The organism is Mycobacterium talmoniae (assembly GCF_001854525.1).
GTDB lineage: Bacteria > Actinomycetota > Actinomycetes > Mycobacteriales > Mycobacteriaceae > Mycobacterium > Mycobacterium talmoniae.
On record NZ_MLQM01000149.1, the window covers coordinates 1 to 13,336 of the forward strand.

12 protein-coding genes and 2 pseudogenes are annotated in these 13,336 nt (G+C 70.2%); 3 read left to right on the top strand and 11 right to left on the bottom strand.

Annotation, left to right across the window (positions count from 1 at the left end; translation table 11 throughout):
• Positions 1-137 precede the first annotated feature (137 nt).
• Positions 138-659, top strand: coding sequence for a hypothetical protein (locus BKN37_RS20980; RefSeq protein WP_071028891.1), 522 nt, complete (start codon positions 138-140; stop codon positions 657-659).
• Here BKN37_RS20980 and BKN37_RS29975 read toward each other — a convergent pair.
• From BKN37_RS29975 to rimP, 4 genes and pseudogenes are all read right to left on the bottom strand, one after another.
• A pseudogene (locus tag BKN37_RS29975) lies at positions 621-830 on the bottom strand (hypothetical protein); the annotation flags it as partial. The gene BKN37_RS20980 and the pseudogene BKN37_RS29975 sit on opposite strands and share 39 nt — an antisense overlap.
• Positions 831-859: 29 nt before the next feature.
• Entirely contained in the window at positions 860-1,930 is a 1,071-nt protein-coding gene (locus tag BKN37_RS20985; protein ID WP_071028892.1) for a glycoside hydrolase family 172 protein, read from the bottom strand.
• A 9-nt stretch (positions 1,931-1,939) separates the two neighbouring features.
• Positions 1,940-2,977 carry a transcription termination factor NusA gene (gene nusA, locus BKN37_RS20990; protein WP_071028893.1) on the bottom strand — a complete coding sequence of 346 codons (1,038 nt, stop codon included), beginning with the start codon at positions 2,975-2,977 and terminating at the stop codon, positions 1,940-1,942.
• The gene (gene rimP / locus BKN37_RS20995; RefSeq protein WP_071028894.1) at positions 2,977-3,486 is read right to left on the bottom strand and encodes a ribosome maturation factor RimP; all 510 of its coding nucleotides are present in this window, start codon (positions 3,484-3,486) and stop codon (positions 2,977-2,979) included. Before rimP ends, nusA begins: the two co-directional genes overlap by 1 nt.
• Positions 3,487-3,792: 306 nt before the next feature.
• Between rimP and BKN37_RS21000 the strand changes: the two genes are divergently transcribed.
• Together BKN37_RS21000 and BKN37_RS21005 are read left to right on the top strand one after the other, a co-directional pair.
• The gene (locus BKN37_RS21000; protein ID WP_071028895.1) at positions 3,793-4,302 is read left to right on the top strand and encodes a hypothetical protein; all 510 of its coding nucleotides are present in this window, start codon (positions 3,793-3,795) and stop codon (positions 4,300-4,302) included.
• Entirely contained in the window at positions 4,299-4,766 is a 468-nt protein-coding gene (locus BKN37_RS21005; protein WP_071028896.1) for a ferritin-like domain-containing protein, read from the top strand. The genes BKN37_RS21000 and BKN37_RS21005 overlap by 4 nt, the downstream gene beginning before the upstream one ends.
• Positions 4,767-4,858: 92 nt before the next feature.
• On the opposite strand, the gene BKN37_RS21010 is transcribed toward BKN37_RS21005, so the two are convergent.
• From BKN37_RS21010 to BKN37_RS21040, 7 genes and pseudogenes are all read right to left on the bottom strand, one after another.
• Positions 4,859-6,604: a proline--tRNA ligase gene (locus tag BKN37_RS21010; protein ID WP_071028897.1), complete on the bottom strand. Its 1,746-nt coding sequence runs from the start codon at positions 6,602-6,604 to the stop codon at positions 4,859-4,861.
• A 48-nt stretch (positions 6,605-6,652) separates the two neighbouring features.
• A pseudogene (locus BKN37_RS21015) lies at positions 6,653-7,585 on the bottom strand (MFS transporter); the annotation flags it as partial.
• 153 nt (positions 7,586-7,738) lie between these two features.
• A complete protein-coding gene (locus tag BKN37_RS21020; protein ID WP_423212819.1) occupies positions 7,739-9,148 on the bottom strand; it encodes an MFS transporter in 1,410 nt (469 codons plus the stop codon).
• A 204-nt stretch (positions 9,149-9,352) separates the two neighbouring features.
• Positions 9,353-10,558 (bottom strand): uroporphyrinogen-III C-methyltransferase, encoded by a 1,206-nt coding sequence (cobA, locus tag BKN37_RS21025; protein ID WP_071028899.1) that lies wholly within the window; start codon positions 10,556-10,558, stop codon positions 9,353-9,355.
• Positions 10,555-11,931 carry a cobyrinic acid a,c-diamide synthase CobB gene (locus BKN37_RS21030; RefSeq protein ID WP_071028900.1) on the bottom strand — a complete coding sequence of 459 codons (1,377 nt, stop codon included), beginning with the start codon at positions 11,929-11,931 and terminating at the stop codon, positions 10,555-10,557. Before BKN37_RS21030 ends, cobA begins: the two co-directional genes overlap by 4 nt.
• 94 nt (positions 11,932-12,025) lie before the next feature.
• Entirely contained in the window at positions 12,026-12,640 is a 615-nt protein-coding gene (cobO, locus tag BKN37_RS21035) for a cob(I)yrinic acid a,c-diamide adenosyltransferase (protein WP_071028901.1), read from the bottom strand.
• A gap of 23 nt (positions 12,641-12,663) precedes the next feature.
• Positions 12,664-13,336 (bottom strand): vWA domain-containing protein (locus BKN37_RS21040; protein ID WP_131823663.1); only part of this gene is annotated, 673 nt, incomplete at its 5' end.

Here is a 13,336-nt window from a genome sequence, read left to right on the forward strand (position 1 = left end):
GGCATTCGGGTTGTGGGGGCGGCGACGGCTGCGGCGGAGGCGGCTGCGGGGGCGGCCACTAATCGCCGCCCACTTCAAAGTTCAGTAAGGAACAACATGCCTTACCCGGGGATTACATCGGCAGTGAGATACAACCGGTGAACGGCCATATCTCTTTTCTGCAGCGCGAATGGATGGGCGGTGGCAGGGCGACCGCATTCGTCATGGAATTTCTCGCGAGTCGTGCACCGGACGCCGCAACGAGGAACTTGCTTAGCGATATGGCCGAAACGAACTGCACTTTTCTGGACCTCCGTGACCCGAAACAAGCTCAACTGGTCGATCTCATAGTCAATGAGCTGCCCCTCCATGTAGCGGGTCTAGAAGACACCGCAGTCCGGAACAACCTCGCGGCGATATTCGAGGATTTGTACCAGTTTGCTCGCGAACAGCAAGAATACAACCGGGACCCGACGCGCAACACGTGCTTTACGATTGGCCCTCACGAGGGAAGATACCTTGATATCAGCGTCTTGAATCGCATCATAATGTCGCAATTGGGCAACGTGAACTATGTCCGGATTGACGTCTCGAAATTTGGCACGGAGCAACGCACGACGGTCCGAGATTACGTCGAGCGGCTAGCAGATCCACGGGTTTGGATAATCAGAGACGACTGAACGCAACGTCAGTGCTGTGCGCCACTTCGTGACCGTGGTCCGACTGCCCGAGTGTGCCGCGGCCTCGCTGCGCATGTCGATGCCCCAGCGCCGGTAAGCCGGGGCCAGCATGCGCGCATTCTGGCCCTGTTTGCCGATCGCCAGTGACCGCTGGAAGTCAGGCGCCACCAGGCCGAACGGCCATGCCTCACGGTGACCGCTCAGGTCGGCTCACCCACCTCTAGCGCGTCGGCGCTGGGCAGCGGCGGGCGCGGCGCCGACGGGCGATCCAGGTAGAACACCGCAGTGGAGGCGATGTCGTCGTGCAACGGCTGGTAGCGGCCCCGCGACGTCCACCCCAGGGCCTGGATGTCCACCCGCAGATCGCGCTGGAAGTGGATCGGGTCGGCCAGGTGCCAGCGGTACATGCCGAACCGCTGCTGGCTGCGGTACAGCCCGTCGGGCCGGAGGATCTGGTGCAGCCCGAGAAACGGGGTGGTGTAGGCGGTGTAGCCCTGGCCGGGCACGTCGAAGTTCCAGGCGCCACCGAAGTAGTCCTCGGTGCCGGTGCCGCAGATGGTGGGGAACTCCTGGTCGCCGTCGAGGTAGAACTTGACCTCACCCTCACCCCACCAGCCGGGCCGGTTGACGCCCCACGCCAGGTAGGTGCCGACGTACTTGCCAGCGCCGGGCACGGTGTCCAGGATCGGGTGCACGCTGCCGGCGGCCAACGGGTTGCTGCGGCGGAATTGGCAGTGCAGGTAGCCGGCATCGGCGACGTCGACGTCGATCTCGTAGCTGATTTGGTAGTAGACGGTGGCGGTGGCCGGCGCCCGGTTCTCCAGGGTGAGCCGCCCGTGCCGGGGCACCGGCATCGGCCAGTAGCTGTTGAAGCCGCCGTGCGAGTTCACCGCCACCGGCACCGAGGACAGCTGGGCGAACTCACCCCAGCCCTGACCGAAGAAGTCGCCCAGCGGGACCTCGATCGCGGGCTGCTCGGCGCCGTCCCAGTAGGCCCGCAGGATCAGGCTGCGCCAGTGGCGGTGATGCGTGGTCAGCCAGATGTGGGTGATCAGCGCCGGGCCGTCGATGACCGCCAGCTCGTGGGTGGTGTGCCCGTCGATGTCGACGCTGGGCGAGATCTTCCAGCCCGTGCCCAGGTGGGCCGCGGCGGCCGCGCCGGTGCCCGCGGTGGCGCGGGCGCCGCCCCCTTTGGCCCCGTCGAAGTTCTCCGGGCTGATCGACCGGGACTGCGCACCGCTGAGCCGGGCGAGGGAACGCAACTCGATCACGGCGTCCGCTCAGTGCTCGTGCGACACCCCGTGGCCGTGGTCGCCGGGACTGCCCGAATGCGCGGGCGCGTCGCTGCGGATATCGATGCGCCAGCCGGTGAGCCGGGCCGCCAGCCGCGCGTTCTGGCCCTCCTTGCCGATCGCCAGCGACAGCTGGAAGTCGGGCACCACCACCCGGGCGGCCTTGCCGGCCTGGTCGATCACCGTCACCGACACCACCTTCGCCGGCGACAACGCGTTGGCGACGAACCGCGCCGGGTCCTCGTCGTAGTCGATGATGTCGATCTTCTCCCCGGACAGCTCGCTCATCACGTTGCGCACCCGCTGCCCCATCGGGCCGATGCAGGCGCCCTTGGCGTTGAGGCCGGGCACCCGCGACGCCACCGCGATCTTGGAGCGGTGACCGGCCTCTCGGGCGACCGCGACGATGTCCACCGAGCCGTCGGCGATCTCGGGCACCTCCAGCGAGAACAGTTTGCGCACCAGGTTGGGGTGGGTGCGCGACAGCGTGATCAGCGGCTCACGGCTGCCCCGGGTCACCCCGACCACGTAGCAGCGCAGCCGATCGCCGTGCTCGTAGCTCTCCCCGGGGACCTGTTCGGCGGCCGGGATGACGCCCTCCGAGCCCTTGGTTTCGCTGCCCATCCGGACCACGACCAGACCGCGGGCGTTGGCCCGGCTGTCGCGTTGGATCACCCCGGCGACGATCTCGCCCTCGCGGGTGGAGAACTCGCCGTAGTTGCGCTCGTTTTCGGCGTCCCGCAGCCGCTGCAGAATCACTTGCCGCGCGGTGGTGGCCGCGATCCGGCCGAACCCTTCGGGGGTGTCATCCCATTCGGAGATAACGTTGCCGTCCGCGTCGACCTCGCGGGCGATCACCTTGACCACACCGGTTTTCCGGTCGATGTCGATGTGTGCGTCGGCCTCGTGCCCCTCGGTGTGCCGGTAGGCGGTCAGCAGCGCGGACTTGATGGTCTCGACCACCACATCCACCGAAATGCCCTTGTCGGCCTCGATCGCGTGCAGCGCGGCCATGTCGATGTTCATCAGGCCTCCGATCCCGCCAACTCCAGCTCCCGCTGCGACGGCCGCGAAAACTCCACCTGGACAACGGCTTTCACAATCTGGGCGGTCGGAATTTCGCGGACCGTCCAGTCCTGTCCGGACCGGACCACCAGCGTCAGCGTGTTGTCGTGGAGCGGGCCGACCCGGCCGGTCAGCTGCGCTCCGTCGGCGAGGGTGAGATCGACCTTGCGGCCGCGCGCCCGACGGAAATGCTTCTCGCTGGTCAGCGGCCGCTCGACACCCGGGGAGCTGACCTCCAGCACGTACTGTTCGTCGATCCCGTCCAGCCCGTCGAGCAGCGCCGAGGCCGAACGCGCCAACTCCGCGGCGGTGTCCAGGTCGAGCGCGGTGTCGCCGTCGGCGATCACGGTGATGCGTGGGGGGCGGGCGTGGGTGTCGACGACGACGTCTTCGATTTCGTATCCGGCGCGCGCGAACTCTCCATCGAGTAGCTCGATCACCTGCGTCTGCGACGGTAGGCCGGTGGTCACGGCGAGCTCCTCATCTTGAGTTGTCCAGTCCTCAGCCCCGGTTCGCCGTGTCGGCGGGCCGGGGCACCAGCTACCAACGATACGCCAGGAATCGTGCATGCCGGCGCGAAGAAGCGAAGCGCTCAGCCATCCCACAGCCGCCGCTACGGGGGTCCCGGTACCGTTCTTGAGATTGCGCCGAGGGTCCGCGACGGCCAGGTTCGGCACAGCCCGCACGGCAATCGCAACGTCGCACCGGCACTCCCGTGGCGCGGCCATCGCGTCGCCGCTGCGAGTCCCGTCCGGTCGCAATGGCAGGATGTTGGCGTGCCCAGCACCTCCCCCGTCGTCAGCAGGCGTCATGTGCTGGTCGGTGGCGTGGCATTGGCCCTGTTCGGGGTGGCCGTCTCGGCGTGCAGTTCCACCCCGGAGCCCGAGGTCGACGACCTGGAAGCGCAGCTGGAGCTGGCCCGCCACGACAGCCAGCTAGCGACCGCGGCCGCCGCCGCGGCGGACCCCTCGCTCGCCTCCGCGCTGACCACCGTCGCCGCCCAGCGGTCCGACCACGCGCAGGCGCTGGCCACCGAGATCGCCCGGGCGGCCGGGCAGCCGGCCCCCACCTCCGCTGCGGCCTCGACCTCGCCCAGCGCCACCGCGCAGGTCGGGCCGCCGCCCACGCTGCCCGACGTCATCAACGCCTTGCACGCCGCGGCCGATAGCGCCGGCAAGCTGGCGGCCGGCTCGTCGGGGTACCGGGCCGGGCTGCTGGGCTCGATCGCGGCGGCCTGCACCGTGGCCTACACCGTCGCGCTGGGCACCGGGGAGAGCGGGTCATGACCTCGACCGAGCCCGGCCCCAGCGCCCCCGACAAGCCCGGTGACGCGGCCCTGGCCGAGGCGCTGACCACCGAATACGGCGTCATCTACGGCTACGGGATGGTGTCGGCGCATTCACCGCCGGACATCAACTACCTGGTGGCCGACGCCCTGCACCAACACCGCGACCGCCGCGATCAGGTCGTCGCCATGCTGACCGACCGGTCGGTGACCGTCCCGATCGCCGCGGCCGGCTACCAGCTGCCGGTCCCGGTGAACAATCCGACGGAGGCCGCCCAGCTGGCGGTGCGGATGGAAAACGACGCCGCGGTGGCCTGGCGTGCCGTCCTCGAACACGCCCAGACCTCGGAGGACCGCGCGTTCGCGGTCACCGCGTTGACGCAGAGCGCGGTGCTGGGCGCCCGGTGGAATCGCGCGTTGGGCATCTGGCCGATCACCGGGGCGTTCCCCGGCGGCAGCGAATAGGCGCCGGCCCTAGCGGCGAACGTGCGCGTTTGTACGCCACAACCGCCTCGCACCTGGCATTTTGTGCACGTTCGCAGCAAAAACCGCGGCGACTACCCGGCGATCGCGGCGGCCACGGTGGTGGCCAGCGACACCCCGACCGGTAGCTCGCGGGTCTCGCCGGTGAAGCGGTTGCGCAACTCGACCACCCCGTCGGCCCAGCCGCGGCCGACCACCACGATCCAGGGCACCCCGAGCAGTTCGGCGTCCTTGAACTTCACCCCCGGCGAGGCCTGCCGGTCATCGAGCAGCACCTCGACACCCAGCCGGTCCAGATCGGTGGCCAGCGTGGTGGCCCCGGTGCGGGCCTCGGGGTCCTTGTTGGCGATCACCAGGTGCACGTCGAACGGGGCGATCTGCGCCGGCCAGCGCAGGCCCAGCTCGTCGTGGTGCTGTTCGGCGACGACGGCCACCAGCCGTGACACCCCGATGCCGTAGCAGCCCATGGTCGGCCGCACCGGCTTGCCGTCCTCGCCGAGCACGTCGGCGGCAAACGCGTCGGTGTATTTGCGGGCGAGGGAGAAGATGTGGGCGATCTCGATGCCGCGGGCGCTGACCAGCGGGCCCGCCCCATCCGGAGACGGGTCGCCGTCGCGGACCTCGGCGGCCTCGATGGTGCCGTCCGCGGTGAAGTCGCGGCCGGCCACCAGCCCCACCACGTGCCGGCCGGGCTGGTCCGCGCCGGTGATCCAGCTGGTGCCATCCACCACCCGCGGGTCGACCAGGTAACGAACCCCGTTGTCCCGCAGCGCTTTCGGTCCGATGTAGCCCTTCACCAGGAATGGGTATTTGGTGAAATCGTCGTCGGACAGCAGCGCGTATTCGGCGGGTTCCAGCGCGGCCGCCAGCCGCTTCTCGTCGACTTCCCGGTCGCCGGGCACGCCGATGCCGAGCAGCTCCCACTCCCCGCCTGGTTCGCGGACCTTGAGCAGCACGTTTTTCAAGGTGTCGGCGGCGGTGACGGTGCGGCCCAGCGCACCGTTGGCCCAGTCCACCAGGGAGGCGATGGTCGGGGTGCCCGGGGTGTCGTGCACCACGGCCTCGGGCAGCCCGTCGAGCGGCAGCGCCTCCGGGCGGGCGGTGACTACCGCCTCAACGTTGGCGGCGTAGCCGGATTCCCGGCAGCGCACGAACGTGTCCTCGCCGTTCGGGCTTTCGGCCAGAAACTCCTCGGACGCCGAGCCGCCCATCGCGCCGGAGGTGGCCGCGACGATCACATACCGCAACGCCAACCGGTCGAAGATGCGCTGGTAGGCCCCTCGGTGCGCGTTGTACGCGGCGCTCAACCCGTCATCGTCGATATCGAAGGAGTAGGAGTCCTTCATCAGGAACTCGCGGGCGCGCAGGATGCCGGCCCTGGGCCGCGCCTCGTCGCGGTACTTGGTCTGGATTTGATACAGCGTCAGCGGGAAGTCCTTGTAGGAGCTGTACTCGCCCTTGACCATCAGGGTGAACATTTCCTCGTGCGTGGGCCCGAGCAGATAGTCGTTGCGACGGCGGTCCTGCAGCCGGAACATGGTGTCACCGTATTCCGTCCACCGGTTGGTCGTCTCATACGGATCACGCGGCAGCAGCGCGGGAAACAGGATCTCCTGGCCGCCAATGGCGTTCATCTCCTCGCGGACCACGCGTTCGATGCGGCGCAGCACCCGCAGCCCCAGCGGCAGCCAGCTGTACAGCCCGGGCCCGATGGGCCGGATGTAGCCGGCCCGGATCAGCAACTTGTGGCTGGGAACTTCCGCGTCGGCGGGGTCGTCGCGCAGGGTGCGCAGGAACAGCTCAGACATCCGGGTGATCACAGCGGGCTAGCCTAGCCGGGCGACGCTTTTCCACGGCGAGCAGACGCCCTACAACTCCCCGGCCTCCACCGCCTCCTTGGTGTGTTGCGCGACGCCGATCTGGCGCGCGGAGAAGCCGACAAACAGCGCGGCGGCGCCCACCAGCACCGCGATCGCCGCCACCCACAGCAGCGAATAGGTGTAGCCGTGGCCCAGCGCATCGAGTTGGGCCGACGTCATGTCGGTGATCGGTCCGCTGACACCGCCGAGGTACAGCGTGCGCGACACCTGCACAGCCTGGATGACGACCAGCACCAGCGGACCGCCCAGGTTGTACACCATCAACGTGATCGCCGACACCGGGCCGATCTCGGCCGGGCCAACCCCCGCGACCGCGCACAACGGCAGGATCACCGAGATGACGCCGATGCCGAAGCCGCCCACCACGAACAGCGTCAGCAGGTCGGGAAAGTACGGCACGTCGCGTTGCAGCGTGGAGCCGAACAGCATGGCGCCCAGCACCAGGGCGCCGGCGCCGATGACCAGCCAGCGCGGCGCGATCAGTGCCGCCACCCGGGTGGTCAGCACGTTGCCGATCCCCATGCCCACCGCGAACGGGATGAAGCAGATGCCGGCCCGCAGCGCCGAATAGCCGAGCACGTCTTGGACCAGCAGGCCGATCATCACGCTCACGGTGAGCATCACCCCGCCGGCCAGGAAGTACGCGACGAAGGTCGCCACCCGGTTGCGGTCGTCGAACACCGCCAACGGCACCAACGGGTTCTCCGCGGAACGCTCGACGATCAGGAACACCAGCCCACAGCCGGCGGCCGCCACGCCCGCACCGATCACCCACGGGTCGACCCAGCCGCGCGGCGGCCCCTGGGTGAACACCAGCACGCCGCAGCTGCAGCCCAGCGTGGCCAGCAGCGCGCCGGAGACGTCCAATTTCAGCCGTTCGTGCCGGGTCTCGGCCAGCCGGGTCACCGCGGCGATCACGATGGTGCCGTCCAGCGTGGACATCAGCTGCATCCCGGTGATCGCCACGATGGCGATCCCCAGCACGCTGGCGGACAGCTGCGGCTTGCTCGGGCGTTGGCTACCGAGCGCGGTGGACATGGCACGCCACCCCACCGAGCCGCGACGCGCGGTCAGTTACAGCTCGCCGGCGTCGAGGGCTTCTTGGACCTCCTGCGCGTGCGCGACCTGCGCGGCGGTGTAGCCGATCAGCAGCGCCACCGCGCCCACGATGACGGCCACCCCGGCCACCCACAGCAGGCCGTAGGTGTAGCCCTGGTCCAGCGCGTGCAATTGAGCGGGGTTCATGTCTTTGACCGGACCGTTGACCCCGCCCAGATACAGGGTGCGCGAGGTGATGACGGCCTGGACGACGGCCAGCACCACCGGGCCGCCGAGGTTCTGCAACATCAGCACGATCGCCGAGGTCGGCCCGATCTGATCGAAGCCGACACCGGCGATCGCCGCCAGCGCCAGCGGGACGATGATCACGCCGATGCCGATACCGCCGACGACGATCGGCACCACCAGGTTGGGGAAGTAGGGGATGCCGGCGTTCAGCGTCGAGCCGTACACCATCGCACCCACGACCAGGACGCCGCCACCGATCACCAGCGTCCGCGGCGGGAAGTACCGCACCAACTGCGACGACGCACCCAACCCCACGCCCATCGCGATCGCGAACGGGATGAAGCCCACGCCGGCGCGCAGCGGGCTGTAGCCCATGATGTCCTGCACGTACAGGCCGATCAGCACGGTCAGGGTGAACAGCACACCGCCGGCCAGGAAGATGGCCGCGAAGGTGGCCAACCGGTTGCGGTCGAAGAACAGGCTCAGCGGCACGATGGGATTCTCGGCGCTGCGCTCCACCCAGATGAACGCCACAAACGCCGCCGCGGCCACCAACCCGGATCCGATGGTGACGGCGGAGACCCAGCCGCGTTCCGGGCCCTGGGTGAAGGCGAACACCGCCCCGGTACAGGCCAGGGTGGCCAACACCGCCCCGGCGGCGTCCAGCTTCATCCGCTCTTTCTGGGTTTCCCGCAGCACGGTGTAGGCGAGGTAGATCATCACCACCCCGATCGGCACGTTCACCAGGAACGCCAGCCGCCACGACAGCTCGGTCAGCGCACCGCCAACCACCAGTCCCATCACCGAGCCGACGCCGGTCATCGCACCGAAGACCGCCATCGCGGCATTACGGCCCGGCCCCTTGGGGAAGGTGGTGGCGACCAGCGCCAGACCGGTCGGTGAGGCGATCGCGGCACCGATGCCCTGGAGCAGCCGGGCGGTGGTCAGCGTCGCCTCGTCCCAGGCGATCCCGCACAGCGCCGAGGCGATGGTGAACCCCGCGACCCCGACGATGAAGGTGCGCTTGCGGCCGATGGTGTCCCCGAGGCGCCCGCCGAGCAGCATCAAGCCGCCGAAGGTCAACACGTAGGCGGTGATCACCCAGCTGCGCCCGGCGTCGGACAGGTCCAGTTCGTTCTGGATCTTGGGCAGCGCGACGATCGCGATGGTGCCGTCCATGGTCGCCATCAGCTGCATGCCGCCGATCGCGACGACCGCGGCGATGAACCGTGGTGACGGGAGCCACGCGGGGTAATACTTGCTGAACTGATCCACAAGACTCCGTCCGGCGCGCGCCGGAACGTCCTGTTCCGGCTGGTCGGTCGCCCACACCGGGGCGCTCCGCTCTGCATCGTTGAGAGCCGTCATAGCGGGCTACCCTACAGTAATATTAAGAACTGTTTAAGCGCCGAAGGCGGCGACCGATCCGATGACGATGATCGCGGGAGGTCGAATGCCCTCGGCGCGAATCTTTTCCGGCGCGTCGCGCAGCGTTGCCCGCAACGTCCGTTGCGCGGCCGTCGTGCCGTGTTGCACCACGAGCACCGGGGTTTCCGCAGGTCGACCGCCTTTCAGCAGCGCCTCGCTGAATTGTTCGATGCGTTCGACGCCCATCAGCAAAACAATGGTGCCGGACATCGCGGCCAGCGCATCCCAATTCACTAACGATTCGGGGTGCCCGGGCGCAACATGGCCGCTGACCACCACAAACTCGTGGTTGACGGCCCGATGGGTGACCGGAACCCCGGCCAACGCGGGAACGGCTATGGCGCTGGTCACACCGGGCACCACGGTCACCGGAATCCCGGCGTCGGCGCACGCCAACACCTCCTCGTAGCCGCGGGCGAACACGAACGGGTCCCCGCCCTTGAGCCGCACCACGAACTGTCCGGCCTTGGCCCGCTCGATCATCACCGCGTTGATCGCGTCCTGGGCCATCGCCCGCCCATACGGGATCTTGGCGGCGTCGATGACCTCGACGTGCGGGGGCAGCTCGGCGAGTAGCTCGGGTGGGGCCAGCCGGTCGGCGACCACCACGTCGGCTTGGGCGAGCAGTCGCCGGCCGCGGACGGTGATCAGCTCGGGGTCGCCGGGCCCGCCGCCGACCAGCGCCACCCCGCCGCGCACCGCGTCGGCGCTGTCCGCGGTGATCAGACCGGCCTGCAGCGCCTCGTGGATGGCCGAGCGGATCGCCGCCGATCGGCGGTGCTCGCCGCCGGCCAGCACCCCCACCGTCAGGCCGGCGTAGCCGAACGTCGCCGGGGTGACCGCGGTGCCCTCGACGGCGATGTCGGCGCGGACGCAGAAGATCTGGCGGCGGTCGGCTTCGGCGACCACCGCGGCGTTGACGTCGGCGTCGTTGGTGGCGGCGATGGCGTACCAGGCGCCGGCCAGGTCGCCGTCGCGGTAGTCGCGCAACTCCAGCGTCACACCGTCGCTGGCCCCCATCGCCTCGACGGCGGGGGTCGCCGCGCGGGCAATGATCTGCACCTGCGCACCGCTGGCGATCAGCAGGCCGAGCCGACGCTGCGCGACACTTCCCGCGCCGACGACGACCACCTTTTTGCCGGCCAGCCGCAGCCCGACCAGGTAGGGATTATCGGTCACCGGGCAACTGTAGTGGCCGCGCCGGCGGCATGCTCAACGAAGCGCCGCACCGACTCCGGATGCGCCGCCGGATGGGTGTGCAGGTAGGCCGCGTGCACCCCGCCGCGCACCGCGCCGTCGCGCACCGGTGCGCCGTCCTCGCCCCGGCGCACCCAGGCCGGAAGGTAGTCGTCGGTGAATGTGACTGCGGTGCGGTGAAATTCGTGGCCCACCGCGCGCTGGCCGGTGGCGTACGCCGGCGAGTCGGTGACCGCGACGACGTCCCGGTACCCCAGCGTCAGACGCTCGGTGAACCGCGCCGAGCCGGCCAGCACCCCGCACATCGGGTACCCGTCGAGGTCGGTGAGCAGGTAGGTCAGCCCCGCGCATTCGGCGTGCACCGGGGCGCGACCGGCCAGCTGCGTGATCTGGGCACGGAGCCGCTCGTTGGCCGACAGCTCGGCGGTGTGCTCCTCGGGGAATCCGCCGGGCAGCACCAGGGCGGCGGCAGCCGCGGGCAGCGGGTCGGTCAGCGGGTCGAATTCGGCGACCTGGGCCCCGGCGGCCCGCAGCAGTTCGGCATGTTCGGGGTAGCCGAAGCTGAACGCTTTGCCGGCGGCGACCGCCACGGTGGGCCGCCCGGGCGCTGGCGCCCCCACCGCGGCCTGCGGATCCCAGCACGGCCCGCCGCCGTCCTGCGCGGTCGCGGCCGCGGCGACGGCGGCGAGGTCGACGTGGCGGGTCACCAGGTCGGTCATTGCGCGCACCGCGGCGCGGGCCCGGCTGCCGTGTTCGACGGCGGTGACCAGACCCAGGTGCCGCGACGGCACCGCCAGTTCGTCGACCCGCGGGATCGCCCCCAGCACCGGTATCCCGGTCTGTTCGCAGGCCGACCGCAGCACCTGCTCGTGCCGCGCCGAGCCGACCCGGTTGAGCACCACGCCGGCGATGCGGATGCCGGGGTGAAACGTGGAAAACCCGTGCAGCAGCGCGGCGATGCTGTGGCTTTGGCCGCGGGCGTCGACCACCAGCAGCACCGGGGCGCCCAGCAGCCCGGCGACCTGGGCGGTGGATCCGGCGGCGACACCGGTCGCGTCCGGCTCGATCCGGCCGTCGAAGAGCCCCATCACGCCCTCGATGACGGCGAGGTCAGCGCCGGCGCAGCCGTGCCGGTACAGCGGGCCGATCAGCTGCTCTCCCACCAGCACCGGGTCCAGGTTGCGGCCGGGCCGGCCGGTGGCCAGCGCGTGATAGCCGGGGTCGATGAAGTCCGGGCCGACCTTGAAGCCGGCGACCGTGTGCCCGGCGCGCCGCAGCGCGCCCATCAGACCGGTGGCCACCGTGGTCTTGCCGCTCCCCGATGCCGGCGCGGCCACCACGACCGCCGGGGTCATGCCATTACCCGCGCGAGCGTGCGTGTCCCCGGCCGACACGCCGGGTCGAAACCCGTTTCTGCGCACGCTCGCCGGGTCAGTGGGGCAGGCGACGTCACCACTCGATGCCCTTTTGACCCTTGCGGCCGGCGTCCATCGGATGCTTGATCTTGGTCATCTCGGTGACCAGGTCCGCGGCCTCGATCAGCCGCGGCGGCGCGTCGCGCCCGGTGATCACCACGTGCTGAGTTCCCGGTCGTTCCACTAGCACCGCCACCACCTCCTCGACGTCGACCCAACCCCACTTCAGCGGGTAGGTGAACTCGTCGAGCACATAGAACCCGTGCTGCTGCGCGGCCAGCCGGCGGGCGATCTCGGCCCAGCCGGCGGCGGCCGCCGCGGCGTGGTCGTCATCGCTGCCGGCTTTACGCGACCACGACCAGCCGGCGCCCATCTTGTGCCATTCGACGGCGCCGCCGACCCCGTGTTCGTCGTGCAACTCGCCGAGGCGCCGGAAGGCTTCCTCCTCGCCGACCTTCCATTTGGCGCTCTTGACGAACTGGAACACCCCGACATCCAGGCCGGCGTTCCAGGCCCGCAACGCCATCCCGAACGCCGCCGTCGACTTGCCCTTGCCCGGCCCGGTGTGCACGGCCAGCACCGGGGCGTTGCGGCGCGCCCGGGTGGTCAGCCCGTCGTCGGGCACCTGCAGCGGACGACCCTGCGGCATCGGCGGTTACCTTCTCCCCTGGTTCACGCCGCTCGGCGCACGGCCGAGGTCAGCTGATCGGCGCGCAGCTGTTCCAACCGCACGGTGGGTGCGCCCAGCGCCGCGGCCAGCTGGGCGGCCAGTCCCAGCCGCACATAGGACGTTTCGCAGTCCACCACCACCGCGGCGGCGCCCTCGGCGACCAGCCGGGCCGCCGCGGACCGGCTGCGGCCCAACGGATCCGGGCCGGCGGTGGCCCGACCGTCGGTGAGCACCACCACCAGCGGGCGCCGCGCCGCGTCGCGCACCTTCTCGCGGGCCACCAGGTCCCGGGCGGCCAGCAGGCCTTCGGCGAGCGGGGTTTTGCCGCCGGTGTCGAATCGGGCCAGCCGGCGGCCGGCGATGTGCGCCGAGGACGTCGGCGGCAACAGCAACTGCGCCTGCTGCCCGCGGAAGGTGATCACCGCGACCTTGTCGCGACGCTGGTAGGCGTCGCGCAGCAGGGACAGCGCCGCGCCGCTGACCGCGGCCATCCGGTCGCGGGCGGCCATCGACCCGGACGCGTCGACGACGAAGATCACCAGGTTGCCCTCGCGTCCCTCGCGCACCGCGCGGCGCACGTCGTCGGGCTGCGGCCGCAACCGGCCCGCCCCGGCGCGTCCCGCCGCGGCCAGCACGGTGGCGAACAGGTGCAGGCCGTGTCCCCCGGACTCGGTG